Here is a 20,076-nt window from a genome sequence, read left to right as displayed (position 1 = left end):
ATTGATCATGGCCACCACCACTCGAGAGCGCGCACCCGGGAAGGACCTGCTGCGGATGAAGCCCGGTACCCATCCGGTCATCACCTGCTATCTCAAGATCGAGCCGCGTGATCGCGCTCGTCGCAAGTATCTCGTCAAGGTCAAGAACCGGATCAAGGAACTCGAATACGCGCTGCCCTCGATGGGATGGTCGAAGCCGCAGCAGGAAGCGATCCGCGCGGACCTCGCACTGATGCTCGAATACCTGCGCGACGCCGACCGGCTCCCCGAGACGCAGGGCGTGGCGATCTTCCTCTCATCGGGAGCGAAGCTGTTCGAGGTGCGGCCGCTGCCACGCGTGCACCGCTCTCGTCTTGCTGTGGATCGGACGCCGTTCGTGCGCGAACTCGCCTCGAGCGAGGAGGAGTTTGGTCGCCTTTTCACGGTGACACTGGATCGCGCGACCGCGCTGATCTGGGAAGTCACCGCGTACGCCGCCAAGGTGGTCCGCAAGGTCACGACCGAAGTCACTCGCGGTGGCCGATTCCATGCCGCCGGCGCCCGCAGCAACGCGACCGGCGAACACGCCTTCCACAACCGGATCCAGAACGAGAAGAAGCAGCACCTGGAGGCAGTGGCGCGCGCACTCTTCGAACTCGATCGCGCCTCGCCGGGGCACCAGGTCGTGATCGCGGGGGCGGGGAACGATGCCAGCGCGCTGGAGCCGTATCTCCACAACTATGTGGCCGACCGTCTCATCGGGCTCGCGCGGCTTTCGCCAAAGGATGCTACCCCGGACGCGGTGCATCACCTGACGATGGATGTGCGCGAACACCACGTGCGGATTTCGGAAGCGCGCCACGTCGAGGAACTCGCCGAGGGGCTCGGCACCGGGTGGGCAGTCAACGGTGTCCGCGAGACGCTCAAGGCGCTCTCGCAGGGTCAGGTCCGGCTTCTACTGGTGCGTGGCGATGCGGCCGTCAGCGGCTTCCGCTCCCTCGCGACCGGGCGGCTCTCGACGCTCGCGCGCGATCTGCGCGAGGACGGCGAGGTGGTGCCCTCGGTCGACGTGATCGACGATGCTATCGAGGAAGCGCTGCGTCAACGCGTCGCCCTGGATGTCGTCTATGACACTCAGGCTGCCGAGGCCGTTGATGGCCTCGCCGGCCTGCTCCGCTTCAAGTGAGGTTTCGCTCATGATGGCAGTTGCCGATGCGCCGCCGCTCGCTCGCCCCATTCGCGTGCTCGTGGCGAAACCAGGGCTCGATGGCCACGATCGTGGGGCAAAAGTGGTGGCGGCGGCGCTGCGTGACGCCGGGATGGAGGTCATCTATACCGGCTTGCATCAGACGCCGGAAATGATCGCGACGGCGGCGGTGCAGGAGGATGCGGACGTTGTGGGCCTGTCGATCCTTTCCGGGGCCCACATGACGCTCTTCCCGCGAGTCCGCAAGCTGCTCGAGGAGATGGGTCGTTCCGACGTCCTCGTCACCGGCGGCGGGATCATCCCGCAGGAAGACATGGACGAATTGCATTCACAGGGAATTGGCCGGCTCTTCGGCCCGGGGACACCAACCGGCGATCTGGTGACCTATATCCAGGAGTGGGCGCGCATCAACGTCCGCCCCTGATCTGCCGATGACGAAACCGAAGACCGATGCACCGCGCGTTCCGCGTCTGCGTGCATTGACGGATGAATACCTCGCCCTCGCTGCCAGTCTGCGGGAAGGGGGCGGGGTCAAGCGAGTCGAGAAGATGCATGCGAAGGGGCAGCTGTCACCGCGCGAACGGGTGACGTCGCTCCTTGATCCTGGCGCGCCCTGGTGCGAGCTGGGTTTGCTCGTCGCCTACGATCGTTATGACGGGGAAGCACCCGCAGCGGGCGTCATCACCGGCGTCGGCGTCGTCGCGGGCCGGGATGTTGTCGTTGTTGCCAACGATGCCACGGTCAAGGCCGGCTCGTGGTGGCCCGAGACGATCACCAAGATTCTGCGCGCCCAGGAAGTTGCCATGCGCCAGCGGATTCCCATCATCTACCTGGTGGATTCGGCCGGCGTCAACCTGCCCTATCAGGGTGGCGTCTTCCCCGGCCAGTATGGGGCCGCGCGCATCTTCTACTACAACTCGCTGATGCGTCGTTACCTGCACGTGCCGCAGATCAGCGCGGTGATGGGAAGTTGCATCGCTGGCGGCGCCTACCTGCCCGCGCTCTCCGACGTGATCTTCATGGTCGAGGGGACTTCGTTCATGGGACTCGGTGGCCCTAACCTCGTCAAGGGCGCGACCGGTCAGACCGTCGACTCCGAGTCGCTCGGCGGCGCGAAGATGCATACGCAGGTGAGCAACGTCGCCCATTATCGCGCCCCGACCGATGCTGATTGCGTCGCACAGATCCGCGAGTATGTCGGCCGGTTGCCGGTGCTGCCAGGATTGCAGCATGCCGTGACTGCCGCCCGCGATTCGAAGACGGCACCCAGCACTCTCTATGACGTGCTTCCGCACGACCACCGTCTCTCCTACGACATGCGGCACGTGCTGGATGCTGTCCTCGACGATGGCAGGCTCGATGAATTCCAGCCTGATGTCGCCCGGGAAATGCTCTGCGGCCACGCCCGGATCGAAGGGCATCCGGTCGCCTTGATCGCCAATCAGCGCGGCATCATCAAGGCGAAGGAAGGCGAGCGGCCGCGCTTCGGCGGAATCGTCTACGCCGAGAGCGCCGAGAAGGTCGCCTATTTCATCGAGACGGCGAATCGCGAGCGGCTGCCGATCCTCTTCATCCAGGATGTCAGTGGGTTCATGGTGGGCCCGGAGGCAGAACAGGAAGGGATCATCCGCGCCGGGGCACACTTCGTGGAGGCCATGGCGACCACCGTCGTGCCGAAACTGGTGTTGACGGTGAACCACGCGTCGGGCGCAGGCTACTACGCCATGGCGGGGCAGGGCTTCGACCCTGACTTCATCGTCTCGTGGCCCACGGGACGGATGGCCGTGATGGAGGGTGAGGCCGCGGTCATGGCCGTTCACGGTCCGACGATCCAGAAGGCGCAACAGGCGAAGCAGCCACTCGACGCAGGAACCCAGACATCAGTTGATGCCATGCGTGGCGACTACGAAGCGCAGCTCGATGCGCGATACGCCGCGGCGCGGGGCTTCGTGGACGCGATCATCACCCCGGAGGAGACCCGCGACATGCTGGCCTTCCTCCTTCGCGTGACATCGCACAACGCGGGACCGCACCTCGGGCCATTCGTGCTCGATGGTCTGCGCGGCTAAGCATGCTCCGGCACTGCAGGGCGCTCCTTCTGCTCGTCGCGGCGTGCTCGCCGGCGGCCCGGGTATCCGTCGCGCCGGTCCCGCCCGTCACTCAGGTCCCGCAACCACCGTCTGCACCAGTGCCGCGGCCGAGCGGGCCTGCCACTACGGTGGCACCGGTGGAGCGACCTCAACGTAGCACGTCACCCGAGATGGCCGCATCGATCGGGATGATGCCACTGAAAGCGAGTGGCATCCCGCGCTTCGCAACGGCGCATCCAGACTTTGACGGCCGCGGCATTCTGATCGCCATTCTGGACAGCGGCATAGATCCATCGATTCCGGGTTTGCAGCTCACTTCGAATGGCCAGCCCAAGATTCTCGACCTGCGTGACTTCTCCGGCGAAGGGCGGATCCCATTGCAGGCGCTCGCTCGGCACGGTGACACGCTGATAATCAACGGGCACCCGTTGCTCGGGGCCGGGCGCGTCGCTGCGATGGCCGACGGCGGCACCGTCTGGGGCGGCATTCTCGATGAGCTTCGCCTGGGCGAAGCGCCAGCGGCAGACATCAACGGCAACGGCACCGTCGGCGACTCGCTGCCGCTCGTCGTCGTGCACGGCGGTTCGGGCTGGCTGGTATTCGCTGATGCGAACGGCAACGGCTCATTCGCCGACGACCGGCCCGTGCGGGATTTCGGCGTCGCTCGCGAAGCGTTCGGCTGGACCTCGACCAACCTGGCACCGCCAGTTTCGGCGGTCGCCAATCTCGGCGACTCCGCGGGTGTGCCCGGCCTCGACCTCTTCTTCGACACCAGCAGCCATGGCAGCCATGTCGCCGGAATTGCCGCGGCACATGACCTCTACGGCATCAAGGGTTTCGATGGCGTCGCACCTGGTGCCCGGCTCCTCGGCCTCAAGATCGCCAACGACGCGCAAGGCGCCGTCACGGTCTCTGGTTCGATGCGTCGCGCCCTGAGCTATGCCATCGCCTTTGCCAGGGAGCGGAGTCTCCCGCTCGTCGTCAATCTGTCGTTCGGCGTGGGCAACGAGGTAGAAGGTCGCGCCGCGATTGATGCGCAATTCGACTCGATCCTGGCAGCGAACCCTGACGTCGTGATGATGGTCGCGGCCGGCAACGATGGCCCCGGGCTGAGCACGGTGGGCTTTCCCGGCAGTGCCTCCCGGGTGCTCGCGATCGGCGCAACTGACCCTGGCAATTTCGAGGGGTTCGAGCCGCGCGAGCCCGGGAGCGATCCGGTCGCTGACTTCTCGAGCCGTGGTGGCGAGATTGCCGCGCCGGATCTTGTTGTGCCAGGCATCGCGTATTCCTCCGTGCCGAACTTCGCGATCGGTGGTGAGCAGGAAAGCGGTACCAGCATGGCGACACCGTACGCATCGGGGCTCGCTGCGCGACTCCTCTCCTCGCTCCCTGCGGGGCGTCGTCCGATCAATGCGACCACGATTGCGCAGGCGCTCCGCAACAGCGCCAAGTTGCCGCCCGCCGCCACGGTGGCGGATGCCGGTGCCGGAACGCCGGACCTGACCCGCGCGTGGGAGTGGCTGGTTCAATCGCGGGAATTGCCCCAGCTCGCCATCGAAGTGGGCGCGCTGCATGCTCGCGGTGCCGTGTGGCTCACGGCGGGCACGGCTGCGGAGGCCGCTGGACACGAACTTACGGCTCGCGTCATCGTTCGGCGACATGACGGATCCGGACCTCTCCTGCTGCAGCTCACACCTTCAGCACCCTGGGTAAATGTTCCACCGACACTGGATCTGCAGAACGGCCGCGGAGAGTTCACGGTCCGCGTCGATGCCGGCGCAGCGAAGCCTGGTGTCCAGGTCGCGGTCGTGGAGATCGGAGTTCGCGGTAGCTCCTACGGCGTGCTCAGCCGGGTTCCGGTGGTGCTGCGGGTCCCGCTCCCCGCAATCGCCCGCGTCGTTTCACAGCCGGTCCGGGTGGCGGCGGGTGGCGTTGCACGCGTGCTGATTCCAGCCGACACCGGACGCGGGATGCAGATCGAGGTCGAGACGCTGCAGGGCGATGCGCAGGTCACCGCCGCACTTCACGAACCCGGCGGTATGCCGTTTCGCGATGGTGCATCAATCCCTGCAGGGTCGGGCGATGGTGCCGCCCTGTTCGATCTCAGCGCCAGTGATATGGAGGCCGGACTCTATGAAGTCGCGGTTACCTCGGGCAGGCTGGCGCCGTCGGCCGCCACTGTCACGGTGCGACGGGCCCCGGTTCGGCTCGAAGCGACACGTTCCGGCGACTCGTTGCGGGTGGCGGCCCGAAGCCTGATCGGATCGACGGTGACGTTGAAGTTGCGCGCGGGACTCGTTGGCGCCGAGCAACCGATCGCGGTGCGGCGAACCTCGACGGCGCCAGTCCGTGTCGCCGTGGTCGTTCCACGCTGGGCGACTCGCGTGCAGGTGGATGCGCAGATGCCACGCGCGGAATGGGACCGCTTCACGGACTTCGGGCTCACCTTCCAGGATCGGAATGGCCGCAAGCTCGCGTCGGCGCCGATCAACTATGCCTTTGCCCGCGCCGCTCCGGAACTCCCGAGCCGTCTCGCGGGAGATACCCTCGTGCTTCTGCTGGCGCCTGCCTTTGCGGTGGCAGATTCCTCCCCGTGGCAACTCGACCTCAAGGTCCGGTTCTACGCCGAGCAGGTCATCGGTCTCGATGAAGGTGGTCGCCCGGCCCAGTCACTCGCTGCGGGACGACTGCTTGAACAACGTTTCCACACCGGACCCCTGCCGCTGGAAATGCCGGCCGGGTTCGCACCGGTCATCCTCGTGCTCGCGCAGGAAGGCGAAGACACTATCTGGACGCGCGAGATCGCGTTGCATGGAGGTTCCCCGAAATGAGCAAGCGCAAAGAGCGCGTGGTGATTGCAGCAGGGCAGGGCTTCTGGGGCGACTGGCTTGAAGCCCCCGTTCGGCAGGTGCAGGGCGGCGAGATCGATTATCTCGTGCTCGACTATCTCGCCGAAGTCACGATGTCGATTCTGCAGAAGCAGCGCTCGCGCGATCCGAATGCTGGTTACGCACGCGACTTTGTGACCCAGATGGAGCGCATTCTCCCGGACGTCGCTGCGCGAGGCATCCGGGTGATCTCGAATGCCGGTGGAGTCAACCCTCGCGGCTGTGCCGAAGCGGTGCGCGCCGCGGCCAACCGGCTCGGCGTGGGTGACAAGATCCGGATCGCCCTGGTCACCGGCGACGATCTGCTCGATCGGCTCGACACCCTGACGGCCGAAGGTGAGACTTTCGCGAATATGGATACTGGTCGGCCCCTGAGTGACGTCCGGGGGCAGGTCCGTTCTGCGAACGCTTACCTCGGGATGATGCCCGTCGTGGAGGCACTCGATCGCGGCGCGAATATCGTGATCACCGGTCGCGTGACCGACACTGGTCTCACGCTCGGTCCGCTGGTCCACGAGTTCGGCTGGTCGCCCGACGACTGGGATCGGATCGCCGCCGGCACCATCGCGGGGCATATCCTCGAGTGCGGGGCGCAGAGCTCCGGCGGAAACCTGCTCCGCGACTGGCGCAAGGTGAAGCGGCTCGAAGATGTCGGCTTCCCGCTGGTCGAGGCCGAACCCGATGGCAATTTCACCGTCACCAAGCACCCGGGAACAGGCGGGGTCGTGAACGTCGCGTCCGTTTCCGAGCAGCTGGTGTACGAAATGGGCGACCCGGCCAATTACATCACGCCGGACGGCATCGTCGACTTCACGTCGATCCGGCTGAAGCAGGGAGGGAAGGACCGGGTGAAGGTGTCGGGAATCACCGGGAGTCCGCGGACACCGATGCTGAAGGTCTCGGTAGCCTACTTCTACGGCTACAAGGCGATCGGATCGCTGGTCTACTCCTGGCCCGACGCCTTCGACAAGGCCAAGGCCGCCGATCGGATTCTTCGCAAGCGACTGACTGCGCTAGGGCTCTCTTTCGAACAGATTCTCACCGAATATGTGGGAGTCGATTCCACGCACGGCCGGCTCTCGGGCAAGCCATCGCCTGACCTCGCCGAAGTGATGCTGCGAGTTGGCGTGCGCGGCACGGATCGGGCAGCCGTCGAGCGGTTCACGCGCGAAATCGCGCCGCTGGTATTGACGGGCCCGCCGAGTGTCACTGGCTTTGCCGGTGGCCGCCCGGCGGTCGAGGAAATCGTCGCGTACTGGCCGGCGCTGGTGGCTCGCGAGAAGATCGAACCCTTCATCCATGTGGAGATGGTCTGATGGCAACGACGCTCCAGCTTCGATACCTCGCGCACGCGCGCTCCGGCGACAAGGGCGACACTGCCAACGTCGGCCTCATCGCCCTCGACGAGGACTTCTACCCGATCCTGGTGGAACAGGTCACCCGGAAGCGCGTGGCGAAACACTTCAAGGGAATGGTCAGTGGCGTCGAGCGGTTCGAGCTCCCCAACCTGAACGCACTGAATTTCCTGTTGCACGGCGCGCTCGATGGCGGCGGGACACTCTCGCTCAAGACCGATGCGCAGGGAAAGGTGTACTCGACTGCGCTGTTGCGGATGGAGATCGAGGTCCCCAACCGGGTCGCGAAGCGCGCCCGCGAGCTGCACTCGTGAGCGGCGTCGCCTCCGCGATCACCGAAGGGGTCCTGACGCTCACCCTCGACCGAGCCGACAAGCGCAACGCCTTGAACCTCGCGATGCTCGATGGGCTGGCCGAGGGGATCGCGCGGGCGGAGCTGGAGGCGGGGGTCCGGGTGCTGGTGATTCGTGGGGCGGGGAAGGATTTCTGCGCTGGCGCAGACCTCGACGAACTGCTCGCCTCCGCCGATCGCTCGCTTGAGGAGAACGAGCAGGCCGCGCTCCGCCTCGGCGAAATCTTCCTGGCGCTGCGGCAGTTGCCGAAGCCATCGGTCGCGATCGTGCAGGGGCGTGCGCTCGCCGGCGGCGCCGGACTGGCCACTGCCTGCGATCTCGTGCTCGCCACCGCCTCTGCCTCGTTCGGGTACCCCGAGATTGCCCGAGGCTTCGTCCCCGCGATGGTCATGACCATGCTGCGCCGTTGCGTCGGGGAGAAGCGAGCCTTCGACCTGGTCAGCACCGGCCGCACGGTGTCCGCGGCGGAAGCGCTTGAGCTCGGTCTCGTTTCGCGGGTGGTGCCCGATGACGCATTCGAAGACGCCGCAGCGGTCCTGCTGAAGCAGCTCGTCGGCCAGAGTAGTACGGCCTTCGCGCTCACCAAGCAGCTCTTTACCGCACTCGACGATCGCAGTTTCAACGAGGGCATTCTCCTCGGGGCTCGGGTCAATGCGCTCTCCCGCGCGACGCCGGATTTCAAGCAGGCGATCGCGGCATTCCTGACCAGATGAAGCGGCTCCGGACGGGGGTCGCCCTGGCAGGGATCCTGCTCGCCCTGATCGCCCTCTGGCGTGATGACCGCCGCATCACCTGGATCGCGATCGGCGTACTCGGGCTCGCCGTCATTCTCCGTGTCGCGAGCCGCCGCACTCCAGGCTCCACCGAGTAGTCACGGAACTTTCGCCCCATCGCGCGGTCGCAGGTACCACGTTCACTGCATCGCTCGTGAGATCGTTCGCGGGTGTCGACCATCGCCGCTGCCCGCCAGATTCTCTCTGACACCTTCGGGTACCCCGACTTCCGCCCCTTGCAGACGCGGGTGGTCGAGCCGGTGCTCGCCGGCCGCGACGTGCTTGCGGTGCTTCCCACCGGCGGCGGCAAGTCGATCTGCTTCCAGGTGCCTGCGCTTGTGACGCCTGGCCTGACCCTCGTGATCTCGCCACTTGTCGCCCTGATGCAGGATCAGGTCGGCGCGCTCGCGCGACGAGGGGCACCCGCGGCAGCCCTCAATAGCGCGCTCGATCCGGCGGAGCAGGCCGCGACGCTCATCGCTGCTGCCAACGGCACCCTGCGGCTGCTCTACGTATCGCCGGAACGCCTGCCGCGCCTGATCGAAGATCTCGACCAGCGCAAGGTGCGGGTCGCGCGAATCGCCGTCGATGAAGCGCACTGCATTGTGGAGTGGGGGCACGACTTTCGGCCCAGCTATCGTTCGCTGCGTCGGGCGCGCGCTGCGCTCGGCAGCCCGCCGTGTGTGGCGCTGACCGGCAGTGCGACACCGGCGGTGCGCAGCGACATTCGGCAATCACTTGGTTTCGCTGTGGATGCCGTCGAAATCGTGGGCTCGTTCGATCGACGCAACCTCACCTTTGAAGTGTTGCCGGTGGTGAGTCGGGACGACCGGCTCGCGCGACTGGTGGCCCAGGTCCGCGCCAGCCGCGACACGGTCATCGTGTACGCTCCCACCCGTGGGCTCACCGAAGGGATCGCTCGCGTGCTCCAGGAGAGTGGCGTGGTGGCGAGCCCCTATCACGCAGGACTGAGCTCCGAAGCGCGCCTCGATTGCCTCCAGCGCTTTCTGGCGGGGCGCATCCGGGTCGTCGTCGCGACCTGTGCGTTCGGGATGGGCATCGACAAGTCCGATGTCCGGTTGGTGATCCACTGGACGCTGCCGCCGACGCCGGAGTCGTACTATCAGGAGGCCGGCCGAGCCGGGCGCGATGGCAACTCGGCGCGGTGCCTGCTCCTCCATCATCCGCATGATGCCCTGATGCCGCGGCGACAACTGGCGACGACCTTCCCGCCCGAGCGCACCCTTGAACAGTTGTGGCGCGATCCATCCACCCGGGCCCGGCACCCTGCGTCGATCCTTGCGGCAGCGGACCGGCTTGCGGCCGAACTCCGGCCTGATCGAGGCCGGGTCGACTGGAGCGCGGTTCGCCGTCGTCGTCGCGAGGCCGAACGCCGCCTCGACGCGATGGTGGCCTATGCGCGAAGTGCCGGGTGTCGACGCGCCCTGTTGCTGGGATGGTTCGGCGAGCGCGTGGTACGCTGCGCCGGGTGCGATTACTGCCGGGCGCGGCGCCCGAAATGAATGCGGGCCGACAACGCGATGGTTGCCGGCCCGCGAAGTAGGATGCCTTCCCGGAGTCAGTGAATGCGACGCACGATTCCGAGCGGTGTGACTTCCCACTGCGCATTCTCGACGATGTCGTTGATCGGTGTGCGCGCGCCAGCCCCGGCTTCTCTCATTGCCGCCATCAGATTCCCGGCGTACGCGTCTGCTGTGCTATACGAAATCGAGTAGCCGAGGTCCTTGAAAGACGCGATCGTGAGTCGCGACAACGGCGTCGGAACGCCGGGAGCTTCGATGAAGCCGGTCATCAGCTCCGACACGAGTACGCTCTCGCGCCAGTGCGAGTCCCGGGTGCCGGCGCCGAACAGGTTCTCGACCGGAACCGGTGTGCCAGCGTACCCCAGGTTGAAACTCGGCCATACTGACAAGGCCTCCGCCCCGGTAAAGACCGGATCAGCGCCCCCGGCGCCGACCAGCACGCCCTTTTCCGTCCAGATCGTGCCGAACCCAAGGACGTGCGCCATCTCGTGCAGGATCACGGGCTCCAGGCGATTGGTGTTCTGAAGTCCCACCAGGTCAGCCATGTCGAACCGCATCGACCCGACCGCTGTGAAGAGACCTGTGCTTCGCCTGATGCACGGCCCGGCCGATCCGAGGATGCCGCCAACGCCATCGATACCGGTGACCTGGGCAAAGATGACCACGTCGTCGATCGTCTCGTTCATTGCTGGCGACGCCCCGGTGGCACACGTACCCACCGCGAGGCTCACCGGCACATCGGGAATGTCGCCGACGATGATCTGCATCCAGCGCGCGGCAGCCGAGGCGAACGCGTCCCGTTGGGCCGGTGTCGCTGAGCTGAGGAAGCGGACGTCGATCAGGAACGGCGAAAACGTGCCAGTTGCGTTGAAGGTCACGCTCGACCCCGGGAAACCGGGGAGCGTTGCGATGACGGTGCTCGATGTACTCGCCGGTCCCAGCCGCCAGTCGGTGGGAGCGGCAATGCCGGTGATCGGATCCGATACGGCCAGCGGACCGAGCACAGTAGCGTCTCCGCCACCCGAGATGGCGAAACGGACCGGCACGCCGCCCAGGATCTGCCCCAGGGAGTTGGTGACCCGCACCTGGGGGACTCTCGGAACCATTGCGCCAAGAATCCCAGCCTGCGTCGTCGGTGACGTGGAAACGATCGTCGGGGCGGCGGACAGCCCCTGCGCTTCGAACTGCACCGAGTTGGTGCCGCTTGCTGAGGCGGTCACTCGATTCACGCCGACAGTCGAGCCCAGTGTCCAGCCTGCCAGCGAGGCATGGCCCGCGGCGTCTGTCGTCGGGGCTGCGCCCGTCAGTGAGCCGTTGTTGAGCGAGACGCTGAAGGTCACGATGACACCGCCAACGGGGTTGCCGAAGCCGTCGGTGACGAGCACCGTGGGCTGCCCGGTCACCTGAGTCTGAACCAGCGCGGCAAAGTTGACCTGATCGACCGTAGCAAGGTTGCTTGGTGCCGCGGCGGTGCCAGTCGCGTTGACCGTGACGCTCGTGGTCAGTCCCGACGCTTGCACTTTCAGGGTATTCGCACCGCTCCTGGTGCCGAGGGTCCAGCTCGGGAGGACCACGACGCCATTCGCGTCAGTGATCGCTGTATCGGCAGCAATGGTACCGCCACCACTTACCACGGTGAACCGGACCGTGATGGCGGAAAGGTTGTGGCCGTCCTTGTCTCGCACGCGTGCCGTCGGAGTGACCGGGAGGGGTTGCCCGACCGTTGACTGCTGATTGTTGCCCGCGGTGATCTCGATTGCTGACGGCGGGCCGATGGTCTCGCTGCTGCCACCACAGCCGAGGGCCAGCAGCAACGAAGCGACCATCAGGGGTCTGGCGGGCCTGCCACGGCGATGCATTGAGGATCCGATGTGGGGGTACGGATTCGGAATCGCAAATATAGCCGTGAGCATGGCCTCCCACAGGCTCAGCCGACGGGGTAACCGGGAGCGCTAGCTATTGCCGTAAGTCACTGTGGTTCCTACATTTCGACTATGCAACCACAGTTCCGTTCCGCGTGGATCGGCCTCGTCGACAGGGCCTCGGCCCTGTGCCGGCGGGTTGCATGTGCCACCTTTGGTGTCCTCCACCGATTTCGGTCGGCTCCTCACGCGCAGCGCCTTTCAGACCTGCGACAGCTCCGTCCCCCGGTTCACGATGAGTGGACTCCGGGCGCTCTCGACGCCAATCGTTCGAGCGCACCCGCAGTGACTCGTCGCGTCCGGCTGCGGTCGGGGCTTTCGCCAGCGTTGCGTCTCAGTCTCCGCCTCGCGGCGGGACGGGAGCGATTCCGGAACCGGCTCCCCGTTGCCCCCCGTGGGCCACGGCCTTTGCCCCTTCGAGACGCGGGGGGTGCCGCCGCGCGGCACTCGACCTCCGCGAGGGACCCCCGTGAAGCGCGAAATTCTGATTTCAGGTACCCCCCGCGAGACGCGGGTGGCGATTCTCGAGGACGACAAGCTCGTCGAGCTTCTCGTCGACCGCCCGGACCACCGTCGGTCAGTCGGTGACGTCTACCTCGGTCGGGTCGAGGCGGTCCTTCCGGGAATCCAGGCTGCATTCGTAGACATCGGGCTCGAGAAGAGCGCTTTCCTTCATGCGTCCGACTTGCTCGAGCCCGAGGAAGACGATGACCCCGCTGAAGTCGACGATGCCGAGGACGAAGAGTCCGAGGACGAGTCGACCGATGCCGAGGCCGATGCCAGCGAGACCGCGACGGCGACCAAACGCCGTGGCGTCGGGGGCAAGCGCGAGGTCGGCGCTCGTCGGGCCGTTCCCGATATCTCCGAAATCCTGAAGAAGGGCCAGACTCTTCCAGTCCAGATCACCAAGGAGCCGATCTCCACCAAGGGCTGCCGCGTTACCGCGCAGATCTCCCTGGCGGGGCGCTTTCTGGTGTATATGCCGTACGCCTCCAAGGTCGGAATTTCCCGCAAGATCGAGAATCGCGAGCAACGCGCGAAACTGCGCGAGATGGTGTCGCGCCTGCTCCCGAAGGATGCCGGCGGAGTGATCGTGCGTACGGTCGCCGAAGGAGTCACCGAAGACCATTTCCGTCGGGAAATCGAGTCGCTGGTGGGGACCTGGAACAAGGTGAAGCGGAAGGAGCAGCACGTCAGGAAGGCCCCCGCGCTGCTGCATCGCGAGGCCTCGCTGACCCGGTCGCTTGTCCGCGACGTCTTCTCCGACAAGGTGGACGCGCTCTGGGTCGATTCGCGCGAACTGCACCAGGAAATCATGCAGTATCTCGAGCAGATCGATCCTGATCTGATCGAGCGCGTGCACTGGTATCAGGAGCCGCAACCGCTCTTCGATCTGTTCCGGATCGAGGAGGAAATTCGCGATCTCTTCAAGCCGCGGGTCGACCTGCCAACCGGTGGCTACGTCATCATCCAGCCCACGGAAGCGCTGGTGTCGGTCGACGTGAATACCGGTCGCTACACTGGCAAGCGCGACCCCGAGAAGACGATCCTGCGGACCAATGTCGAGGCGGCGCGCGAAATTGCCCGTCAGATCCGGCTCCGCGACGTCGGCGGGATCATCGTGGCCGACTTCATCGACATGGAATCCAAGGCCAACCGCGACCGCGTCCTCCAGGAGCTCCGGACCCACCTCGGCCGGGACCGCGCGAGGACGCGTGCGTTTGCGGTCTCGGAGCTCGGTCTGATCGAGATGACCCGGCAGCGGGTGCGACCCTCCCTTTGGGCTTCGATGACCCGGGAGTGCAATACCTGCCATGGGACCGGCCGGGTATTCTCACCTGAAATAGTTACTCGGCGGCTGGAGCGGGCCCTGAAGCGGGCGGGGATCGAGCAGAAGGAAAAGCGGCTCGCGATCAGGCTCCATCCCGATGTAGCGCTCTACCTTCTGGAGGAGGAGCCCAAGCTGGTGGTTGCTCTGGGCCGCCAGGGGGGGCTGGAACTTGAGGTCCGGGACGATCCGATGCTCCGGCTCGACGAGTTCCGGCTGATGTCCCGCCCGGCCGGCCGCGACGTCACCGAACTCTATGCCGTGGCGTAGCTTGGACTTGCGGGGTGGGTGACAGTCCCCTATAATTGATGGCTAGGCGTGTCGTAACACACGGACCAAAAGGGCGCTATGTACGCGATTTTCAAGGCATTGGGGAAGCAGTACCGCGCCGAAATGGGCGCCACACTTCGCCTGCCACTGATGGAAAAGAAGGCTGCGGGCGATGTGGTGACGTTCGATGAGGTGCTCCTGACCTCCACGGGCGATTCCATCACGGCCGGCGTGCCCACCGTTGCCGGAGCCAAGGTCACCGTCGAGGTGGTCGGGCACGGCAAGGAAAAGAAGATCTACGTCTTCAAGTTCAAGCGCCGGAAGAACTATCGGCGGAAGACCGGACATCGGCAGAAGTTCACCGAAGTCCGCATCACTGACGTCCAGCTGGGTTGAGGTAACAAGTGGCTCATAAAAAGGGCGTCGGCTCCAGCCGCAACGGTCGTAATTCGAATCCGCAGTACCTCGGCGTCAAGCACTTCGGGGGCGAGCGGGTCACGGCCGGCAGCATTCTGGTCAAGCAGCGTGGCACCAAGTTCCACGTCGGCAAGAATGTCTTCAAGGCCAAGGATGACTCGCTTCACACCTACATCGATGGCGTGGTGAAGTTTGAGCGGAAGGACAAGAACCGGATGAAGGTCTCTGTCTATCCGCTGGTTGAGACTGCCACGGCGTAACCAGCCGGCTTCATCGCACGCATCGAGGGGCGCCCATTCGGGCGCCCCTTCGACATTTCATGACCCGCGCCTGAGCCGATCGGGGAAATTGCCACAGAGTCCGCCAACTCCCAGGGCGGCGAGGTCGCGCGCTGCTCCTGCGCCGTTGACGGTCCAGGCGATGACCGTGACGCCAGCCGCACCACACCGTTCGACCAACTCCGTATCAATCATCGTCCATTCCTGCCAGAGCGTTCGCGCGCCTACGGCGAGGACAGGACCAACCGGATCCAGCGGGTAGCTGCTCGACAGCACTCCCAGCGCGAGGTCCCCCTGGCGTGCGGCCAGCCGGCCAATGACCCGGTGATCAAACGCATGAACCTGCAGACGTGCGGGGAAGGGGTCGCGTGCCAGAAGCTCCAGCAGCCGACCATCGACGTCGGTCGGAAGGGTCTTCGCTTCGATGTAGAGCCGGAGTCGGCCGGTGATGTGGAGAACTTCGGCCAAGGTCGGAATCGGGGAGCCATCCTTCAGCCGGAATTCGCGAAGCTCAGGCAGCGCGAGGGTGCTGATTCCCTCGCCGGTCGACAGGACCGGGTCATGGTGAACTACCAACTCCCCGTCGGCGGTCGCATGGACGTCGAGTTCAATGCCGTCACAACGCTCCGCCACAGCCAATTCGAAGGCGGCGACGCTGTTCTCGAGGGCGCGGCCTGAGACACCTCTATGGGCGATGACGAGTGGCCAGCGATCTGTGGACAACTGGTGTGCAGTCATTGTGCAGGGTGTGAATGCGTGTTGAAATAACTTCAGGTAGTACTACGTATCAACAATGTTTATAATGTGATGTGCAGTTTGTGCACATTGTTGATGCTGGGTCAGCCTCGGTACAGGTGAGTCCATGCGCTTCGCGATTCCGCATCCGCCTTCATCGCGCATTCCGAGTGGATGATACCATTCGGCGAGGCTCGGCGCCCCTCTGGCGCGAGCCGACCTTAACGTTGTCAGCGTGCAGACGTCCTAGGGGGCGATGACGGTTGTGGCAGCGGACTTCCCGAACGATCCGGAGCTCGTTGCCGCATGGCGGCGCGGGGACGAGCAGGCGGCCGACCAGCTGGTCCGTCGGCACGCTGCCGCGCTCGGACGCTACCTGGCAGCCGCCGGAGCCGGCAGCGCCGACGTTGATGACTTGGTCCAGGACACCTTTTTCAGGGCATTCCGCGGACTCGAAGGGTGGCGGGGGGACGGCACCTTTCGGGGATGGCTCTTCCGAATCGCTGGCAACCTGCTGAAGGATCGATTCCGGGCGGGGAAAGGCCGGGTCTTCCTCGAAATTGCGGATCAGGATCTGGTTGACCACGCCGACCCCGAAGGGGAACTCGTGGCGTCGGAGGTGGGAGAGCAGTTGGCGAAAGGCCTGCAGGGCCTGCCACGGTTGCAGCGAGAGGTCTTCCTCCTCCGGGTGCAGCAGGGGCTCGAATACGGGGAAATCGCACTGGCCCTCTCGACCACGCCTGGGGCCGCCCGGGTGCACTTTCATCACGCCGTGAAGAAGTTGAAGGAGTTGCTCACATGACCGATTGCGACGAGCTGCTGGACCGAATGGCCGAGGTGGCGCACCGACGCTCCGCCTGGAGCCCATCCGAGGCGAGCCATCTCGCATCGTGTGCGGACTGCGCCGCGTCGTGGCGGGTGATCGATACAGGCACCTCGCTCCACTCGGGGCTCTCCGTGGATGCGGCCGCGATTTCCCGGAGCCTGCTGGCCAGGGTCCGCGCGACGCCGGAAGCCCGTCCCCGTCGGTTGCCGTGGCGAAGTGGGCTCGGCCTGCTAGCCGCCGCCGCGAGTGTGGCGTTGCTTTTCGGTAGCGGGCGGCCTCGTCCTCGCGCGCCGACGATACCGCCGGTCCCCGAGGCAAGTGCAATTCTGCCCGAACTTGATCGGCTGAGCGAGGCAGAACTCGAACGGGTCCTCTCGGACGGCGATCTTCCTGATGAATCGGTCTCCCCGATGCGGCTTCCCCGGCTCGGCGACTTGAACGAGATGCAACTGGAGCTGGTACTCCGGGATCTGGAGGGAGGATGATGACCCGACTTCGTCGATTGGTGCTGTTCAGCGCCCTCGGATTCGTACTCGCAGTGCCTGCCGCAGCGCAGAAACCGGGGGCGCGCGCGGCCCTCCTCCGCGGACGAATCGAGGAGCAGTTTGCCCGCCGGATGCAAGCCGAACTCGGCCTGAGCGACGAGACCGCCGTCCGGATGCAACGGGTCGTGGTGACCTGGGCGACGCGTCGCCGCGCGCTCGAAGGCGACGAACGGCGACTCCGGCAATCGCTGAACTTGCAGCTTCGTCCCGGTGTCGCAGCAAACAGCGACAGCGTGGGCGCGTACGTGGACGAATTGACGGCGAACCGGGTCGCTTACGCGCAGAGCTTCCGCGATGAGATGCGCGACCTCACCCCGATTCTGACCCCGGTGCAGCGCGGCCAGTTCCAGCTCCTCCGCGACCGTCTCCTCCTCCGCATGCAGGAGGTCCAGCAACAGCAGCGTCCGGACGCGCCCTGACCTAAACCCTTGCCCGCGCGGCCGGTGCCGACGATTCTTCGGCGCGCGCCCGAGTGGCGGAATGGCAGACGCAGCGGACTCAAAATCCGCAGACTTCACGGTCGTGTGGGTTCGACTCCCACCTTGGGCATCCGCGCTACCCACCGATTGACTGGCCTGGTGTCCCCGAGGGGGCTGTATCGCCGAAGCAGCCGTCGTGCCGTTCGCAGTGCCCTCTATCCCGCCGAGGCGGCTGACGATTTTCGTCGCCATCGCCCTGCTGGTTTCCTTCGGGAACCTGTACGGGTGGACGACGAACAATCCGCTCTTCCTCTCGCCTTTTCCGACATTCCCTGCCATGGCGCCGTTCACTGCCGAGCTCTTGCTGCTCGCAACGGCGGGGCTGTTGCTGGGACAGCGCGGCATGTCGCGCGTCGGAGTGGCCGTCCTGGTCGTTGGGCTCCTCGCGATCACCGCCTTCGTGATTCCGGCGCTCGCCGTGGTCACCCGGCTGCATCCCTTCGACCCGGCGCGAGTTGCGGCGCTGACCGGCAGCCCATCCAATGTGCTCGTCATGGCGACGGCGATAGGAGCGCTCGGCCTCGCAATGATTCTCCTCGCGCGCGATGCCGCGAGCGTCCGTTCGCTCACCGTCGGTGGCATGCTGGCCGCCTCGGCGGCCTCGGGTGGCTGGACGGTGCTGGTCAGTTACACGGTCGGCATCATCGAGGCGGGCGGCACCCTCTGGTCGGCGAGGTTGTCGGTGATGGCCACCGTCGGAGTGCTCTTTCTCGGATTGGCCCTGCTCGAGCGAACTTGGCGGGCGGTGCAGGGAGAGTTGCGCCACAATCTGGTGCGCTGGTGGCTGCTCGCGGCCTGGTCGGTCGCACTCGCCTATGTGCTTCACCTCGTCGGGTCGGTAGTCGCGCGTCCTGACGAAGTCGGGGTCTGGCCGGCGACTCTCGCGCTCTTCGCGGTCACGGGTGCGACGCTCATCGCGGTGATTGGCCTCGGGGTCGAGCGCTCACGGAGTGCCCGGCAGGAACTGGAATCCGCCAACGCCGAGCTTCGGCAGCGTGAAGCACAGCTCGCACGCAGCACCGAGCTCCTCCGCGCCGCACTCGACGGCAGCCTCGACTCGTTCTACCTCCTCGAAGCGATTCGCGATGCTGACGGTACCCTGCGGGATCTCCGCATCCTCGACCTGAATATTCGCGCCGCCGATTTTCTGATGCGGGCGCCAGACGGGCTGCGCGGCGCGTCGCTCTGCGCGGAATTCCCGGTGTATCGCAAGGGCGAGTTTCTGGAGACCTACGAGTCGGTAATGCTCAGCGGCATCCCGGTAGAGACCGAATTCAAGATCAAACCCGACGTCGCCGGCGGCGCAGCGCAGTTCCTCAAGCAGCAGATCGTCAAGGTGGGGGACGGGGTCGCGATTACCTCACGTGACGTTACCGCGGCGCGTCAGCTCGAGGAACAGTTCCGGCACGCGCAGAAGATGGATGCGGTGGGCCGGGTGGCTACTGGCGTGGCCCACGACTTCAACAACCTGCTGACAGTCATCATCGGCATCACGGTGATGATGATCGAAGATGAGGAGCTGTCATCGCACCACCGCGCCGACCTGTTCGAGGTCCTCGGCGCAGTCACCAGGGGCACCGACCTCACCACCCGACTCCTTGCCTTCTCGCGCCGGCAGCCGATCGCGCCGGCCACAATCGCGTTGCCTGCGCTCGTCGGCGAAATCGTCGCCCTCACGCGACGTGTCCTGCCGCAAGGAATTGCGCTCGACGCCGTGCAGGGCCCCTCCGCACCGTATGTCCATGTCGACAGGCTCCTGCTTGAGCAGGCGCTGATGAATCTGATCCTCAACGCGCGCGACGCGATGGTCGACCGGGGGACCCTCACTGTATTCACCGAGCAGGTGACGCTGGCTGCGGCGCGCCACTACGGCCAGGCGAGCATTCCCGCCGGGGAATGGGGCCGGGTAACCATTCGCGACACGGGAAGCGGGATGACGACGCACGTGCTCGAGCATCTCTTCGAGCCGTTCTTCACGACCAAGGCGGCGGGGAAGGGCACCGGGCTCGGTCTCTCGACATCGTTCGGAATCATCCGGCAGGCCAATGGTCACCTCGTAGTGGCCGACACGGGTCCGGCGGGTACCACGTTTCACGCGTACCTGCCGGCAGTCGGGATGGCCGCCGCGCGCGAACCCTCCCTGGGCCTCGGTCCGCGGAACGCCAGTGGATCCGAACGGATCCTGGTCGTCGATGATGACCCAGCGGTGCGTTCCGTCGTGCGGCGAATGTTGTCCCGTGCCGGCTACGACGTTGTGTCGGTCGAGTCAGGTGAAGAGGCCGAGCTGGCTCTGCGGGACGAATCACCGTTCGCCCTGCTGGTGACCGACATGGTGATGCCTGGCATCGGCGGCGGCGAACTCGCGCGTCGTGCGGTCGCCACCCACCCGGATCTGCGGGTGCTGTTCATCTCGGGATACACCGACGACGAGGTGATTCGCGATGCCCGAATGGAATCGGGTCGTGCGTTCGTCGCCAAGCCGTTTACGGCCGAGGAATTCCTCGGCCGTGTACGTGACCTCCTCGACGGCGCGGTCACTACCGGCGTGTGAAGCCGCTCGTCCCCGCCACTATATTTGGGCCTTCGT

At 65.7% G+C, this 20,076-nt stretch carries 18 protein-coding genes and 1 tRNA gene; 17 read left to right on the top strand and 2 right to left on the bottom strand.

What is annotated here, in order from left to right; translation table 11 throughout:
• Positions 1–7 precede the first annotated feature (7 nt).
• The 9 genes from V4558_10460 (at position 8) to V4558_10420 (ending at position 10,168) form a co-directional block, all read left to right on the top strand.
• On the top strand, positions 8–1,165 hold the full coding sequence (locus tag V4558_10460) for a hypothetical protein (GenBank protein MES2305924.1): 1,158 nt from the start codon (positions 8–10) through the stop codon (positions 1,163–1,165).
• A gap of 13 nt (positions 1,166–1,178) precedes the next feature.
• A complete protein-coding gene (locus V4558_10455; protein ID MES2305923.1) occupies positions 1,179–1,610 on the top strand; it encodes a cobalamin B12-binding domain-containing protein in 432 nt (143 codons plus the stop codon).
• A gap of 7 nt (positions 1,611–1,617) precedes the next feature.
• Positions 1,618–3,255, top strand: a complete 1,638-nt coding sequence (locus tag V4558_10450; GenBank protein ID MES2305922.1) for a carboxyl transferase domain-containing protein — start codon at positions 1,618–1,620, stop codon at positions 3,253–3,255.
• A gap of 191 nt (positions 3,256–3,446) precedes the next feature.
• Positions 3,447–6,107, top strand: a complete 2,661-nt coding sequence (locus tag V4558_10445) for a S8 family serine peptidase (GenBank protein MES2305921.1) — start codon at positions 3,447–3,449, stop codon at positions 6,105–6,107.
• Positions 6,104–7,480, top strand: coding sequence for an acyclic terpene utilization AtuA family protein (locus V4558_10440; protein ID MES2305920.1), 1,377 nt, complete (start codon positions 6,104–6,106; stop codon positions 7,478–7,480). Before V4558_10445 ends, V4558_10440 begins: the two co-directional genes overlap by 4 nt.
• Positions 7,480–7,833 (top strand): hypothetical protein, encoded by a 354-nt coding sequence (locus V4558_10435; GenBank protein MES2305919.1) that lies wholly within the window; start codon positions 7,480–7,482, stop codon positions 7,831–7,833. Before V4558_10440 ends, V4558_10435 begins: the two co-directional genes overlap by 1 nt.
• Positions 7,830–8,585 carry an enoyl-CoA hydratase/isomerase family protein gene (locus V4558_10430; GenBank protein ID MES2305918.1) on the top strand — a complete coding sequence of 252 codons (756 nt, stop codon included), beginning with the start codon at positions 7,830–7,832 and terminating at the stop codon, positions 8,583–8,585. Before V4558_10435 ends, V4558_10430 begins: the two co-directional genes overlap by 4 nt.
• Positions 8,582–8,743 (top strand): hypothetical protein, encoded by a 162-nt coding sequence (locus V4558_10425; GenBank protein ID MES2305917.1) that lies wholly within the window; start codon positions 8,582–8,584, stop codon positions 8,741–8,743. The genes V4558_10430 and V4558_10425 overlap by 4 nt, the downstream gene beginning before the upstream one ends.
• 72 nt (positions 8,744–8,815) lie before the next feature.
• Positions 8,816–10,168 carry an ATP-dependent DNA helicase RecQ gene (locus V4558_10420; protein MES2305916.1) on the top strand — a complete coding sequence of 451 codons (1,353 nt, stop codon included), beginning with the start codon at positions 8,816–8,818 and terminating at the stop codon, positions 10,166–10,168.
• Between the two features lie 56 nt (positions 10,169–10,224).
• On the opposite strand, the gene V4558_10415 is transcribed toward V4558_10420, so the two are convergent.
• Positions 10,225–12,015: a leishmanolysin-related zinc metalloendopeptidase gene (locus tag V4558_10415; GenBank protein MES2305915.1), complete on the bottom strand. Its 1,791-nt coding sequence runs from the start codon at positions 12,013–12,015 to the stop codon at positions 10,225–10,227.
• Between the two features lie 565 nt (positions 12,016–12,580).
• Between V4558_10415 and V4558_10410 the strand changes: the two genes are divergently transcribed.
• From V4558_10410 to rpmA, 3 genes are all read left to right on the top strand, one after another.
• Positions 12,581–14,209 carry an Rne/Rng family ribonuclease gene (locus V4558_10410; protein ID MES2305914.1) on the top strand — a complete coding sequence of 543 codons (1,629 nt, stop codon included), beginning with the start codon at positions 12,581–12,583 and terminating at the stop codon, positions 14,207–14,209.
• Positions 14,210–14,287: 78 nt separating this feature from the next.
• Positions 14,288–14,605: a 50S ribosomal protein L21 gene (gene rplU, locus V4558_10405; GenBank protein ID MES2305913.1), complete on the top strand. Its 318-nt coding sequence runs from the start codon at positions 14,288–14,290 to the stop codon at positions 14,603–14,605.
• A gap of 8 nt (positions 14,606–14,613) precedes the next feature.
• The gene (gene rpmA / locus V4558_10400) at positions 14,614–14,886 is read left to right on the top strand and encodes a 50S ribosomal protein L27 (GenBank protein ID MES2305912.1); all 273 of its coding nucleotides are present in this window, start codon (positions 14,614–14,616) and stop codon (positions 14,884–14,886) included.
• Between the two features lie 57 nt (positions 14,887–14,943).
• Here rpmA and V4558_10395 read toward each other — a convergent pair whose 3' ends face one another.
• Positions 14,944–15,642, bottom strand: coding sequence for a glycerophosphodiester phosphodiesterase (locus V4558_10395; protein ID MES2305911.1), 699 nt, complete (start codon positions 15,640–15,642; stop codon positions 14,944–14,946).
• Positions 15,643–15,895: 253 nt separating this feature from the next.
• Here V4558_10395 and V4558_10390 point away from each other — a divergent pair, with 253 nt between their 5' ends.
• From V4558_10390 to V4558_10370, 5 genes are all read left to right on the top strand, one after another.
• Positions 15,896–16,441, top strand: a complete 546-nt coding sequence (locus V4558_10390) for an RNA polymerase sigma factor (protein MES2305910.1) — start codon at positions 15,896–15,898, stop codon at positions 16,439–16,441.
• Positions 16,438–16,950: a hypothetical protein gene (locus tag V4558_10385; GenBank protein MES2305909.1), complete on the top strand. Its 513-nt coding sequence runs from the start codon at positions 16,438–16,440 to the stop codon at positions 16,948–16,950. The genes V4558_10390 and V4558_10385 overlap by 4 nt, the downstream gene beginning before the upstream one ends.
• Positions 16,947–17,429 (top strand): hypothetical protein, encoded by a 483-nt coding sequence (locus V4558_10380; protein ID MES2305908.1) that lies wholly within the window; start codon positions 16,947–16,949, stop codon positions 17,427–17,429. The genes V4558_10385 and V4558_10380 overlap by 4 nt, the downstream gene beginning before the upstream one ends.
• A gap of 47 nt (positions 17,430–17,476) precedes the next feature.
• Positions 17,477–17,559: transfer RNA gene (locus tag V4558_10375), tRNA-Leu, on the top strand.
• 66 nt (positions 17,560–17,625) lie between these two features.
• Positions 17,626–20,040, top strand: a complete 2,415-nt coding sequence (locus V4558_10370; protein ID MES2305907.1) for a response regulator — start codon at positions 17,626–17,628, stop codon at positions 20,038–20,040.
• Positions 20,041–20,076: the final 36 nt, after the last annotated feature.

Source organism: Gemmatimonadota bacterium (assembly GCA_040388535.1).
Classification (GTDB): Bacteria; Gemmatimonadota; Gemmatimonadetes; order Gemmatimonadales; family GWC2-71-9; genus Palsa-1233.
Note: the sequence above shows the minus strand (reverse complement) of the source record. Positions and strands in the feature narration are given on the sequence as shown.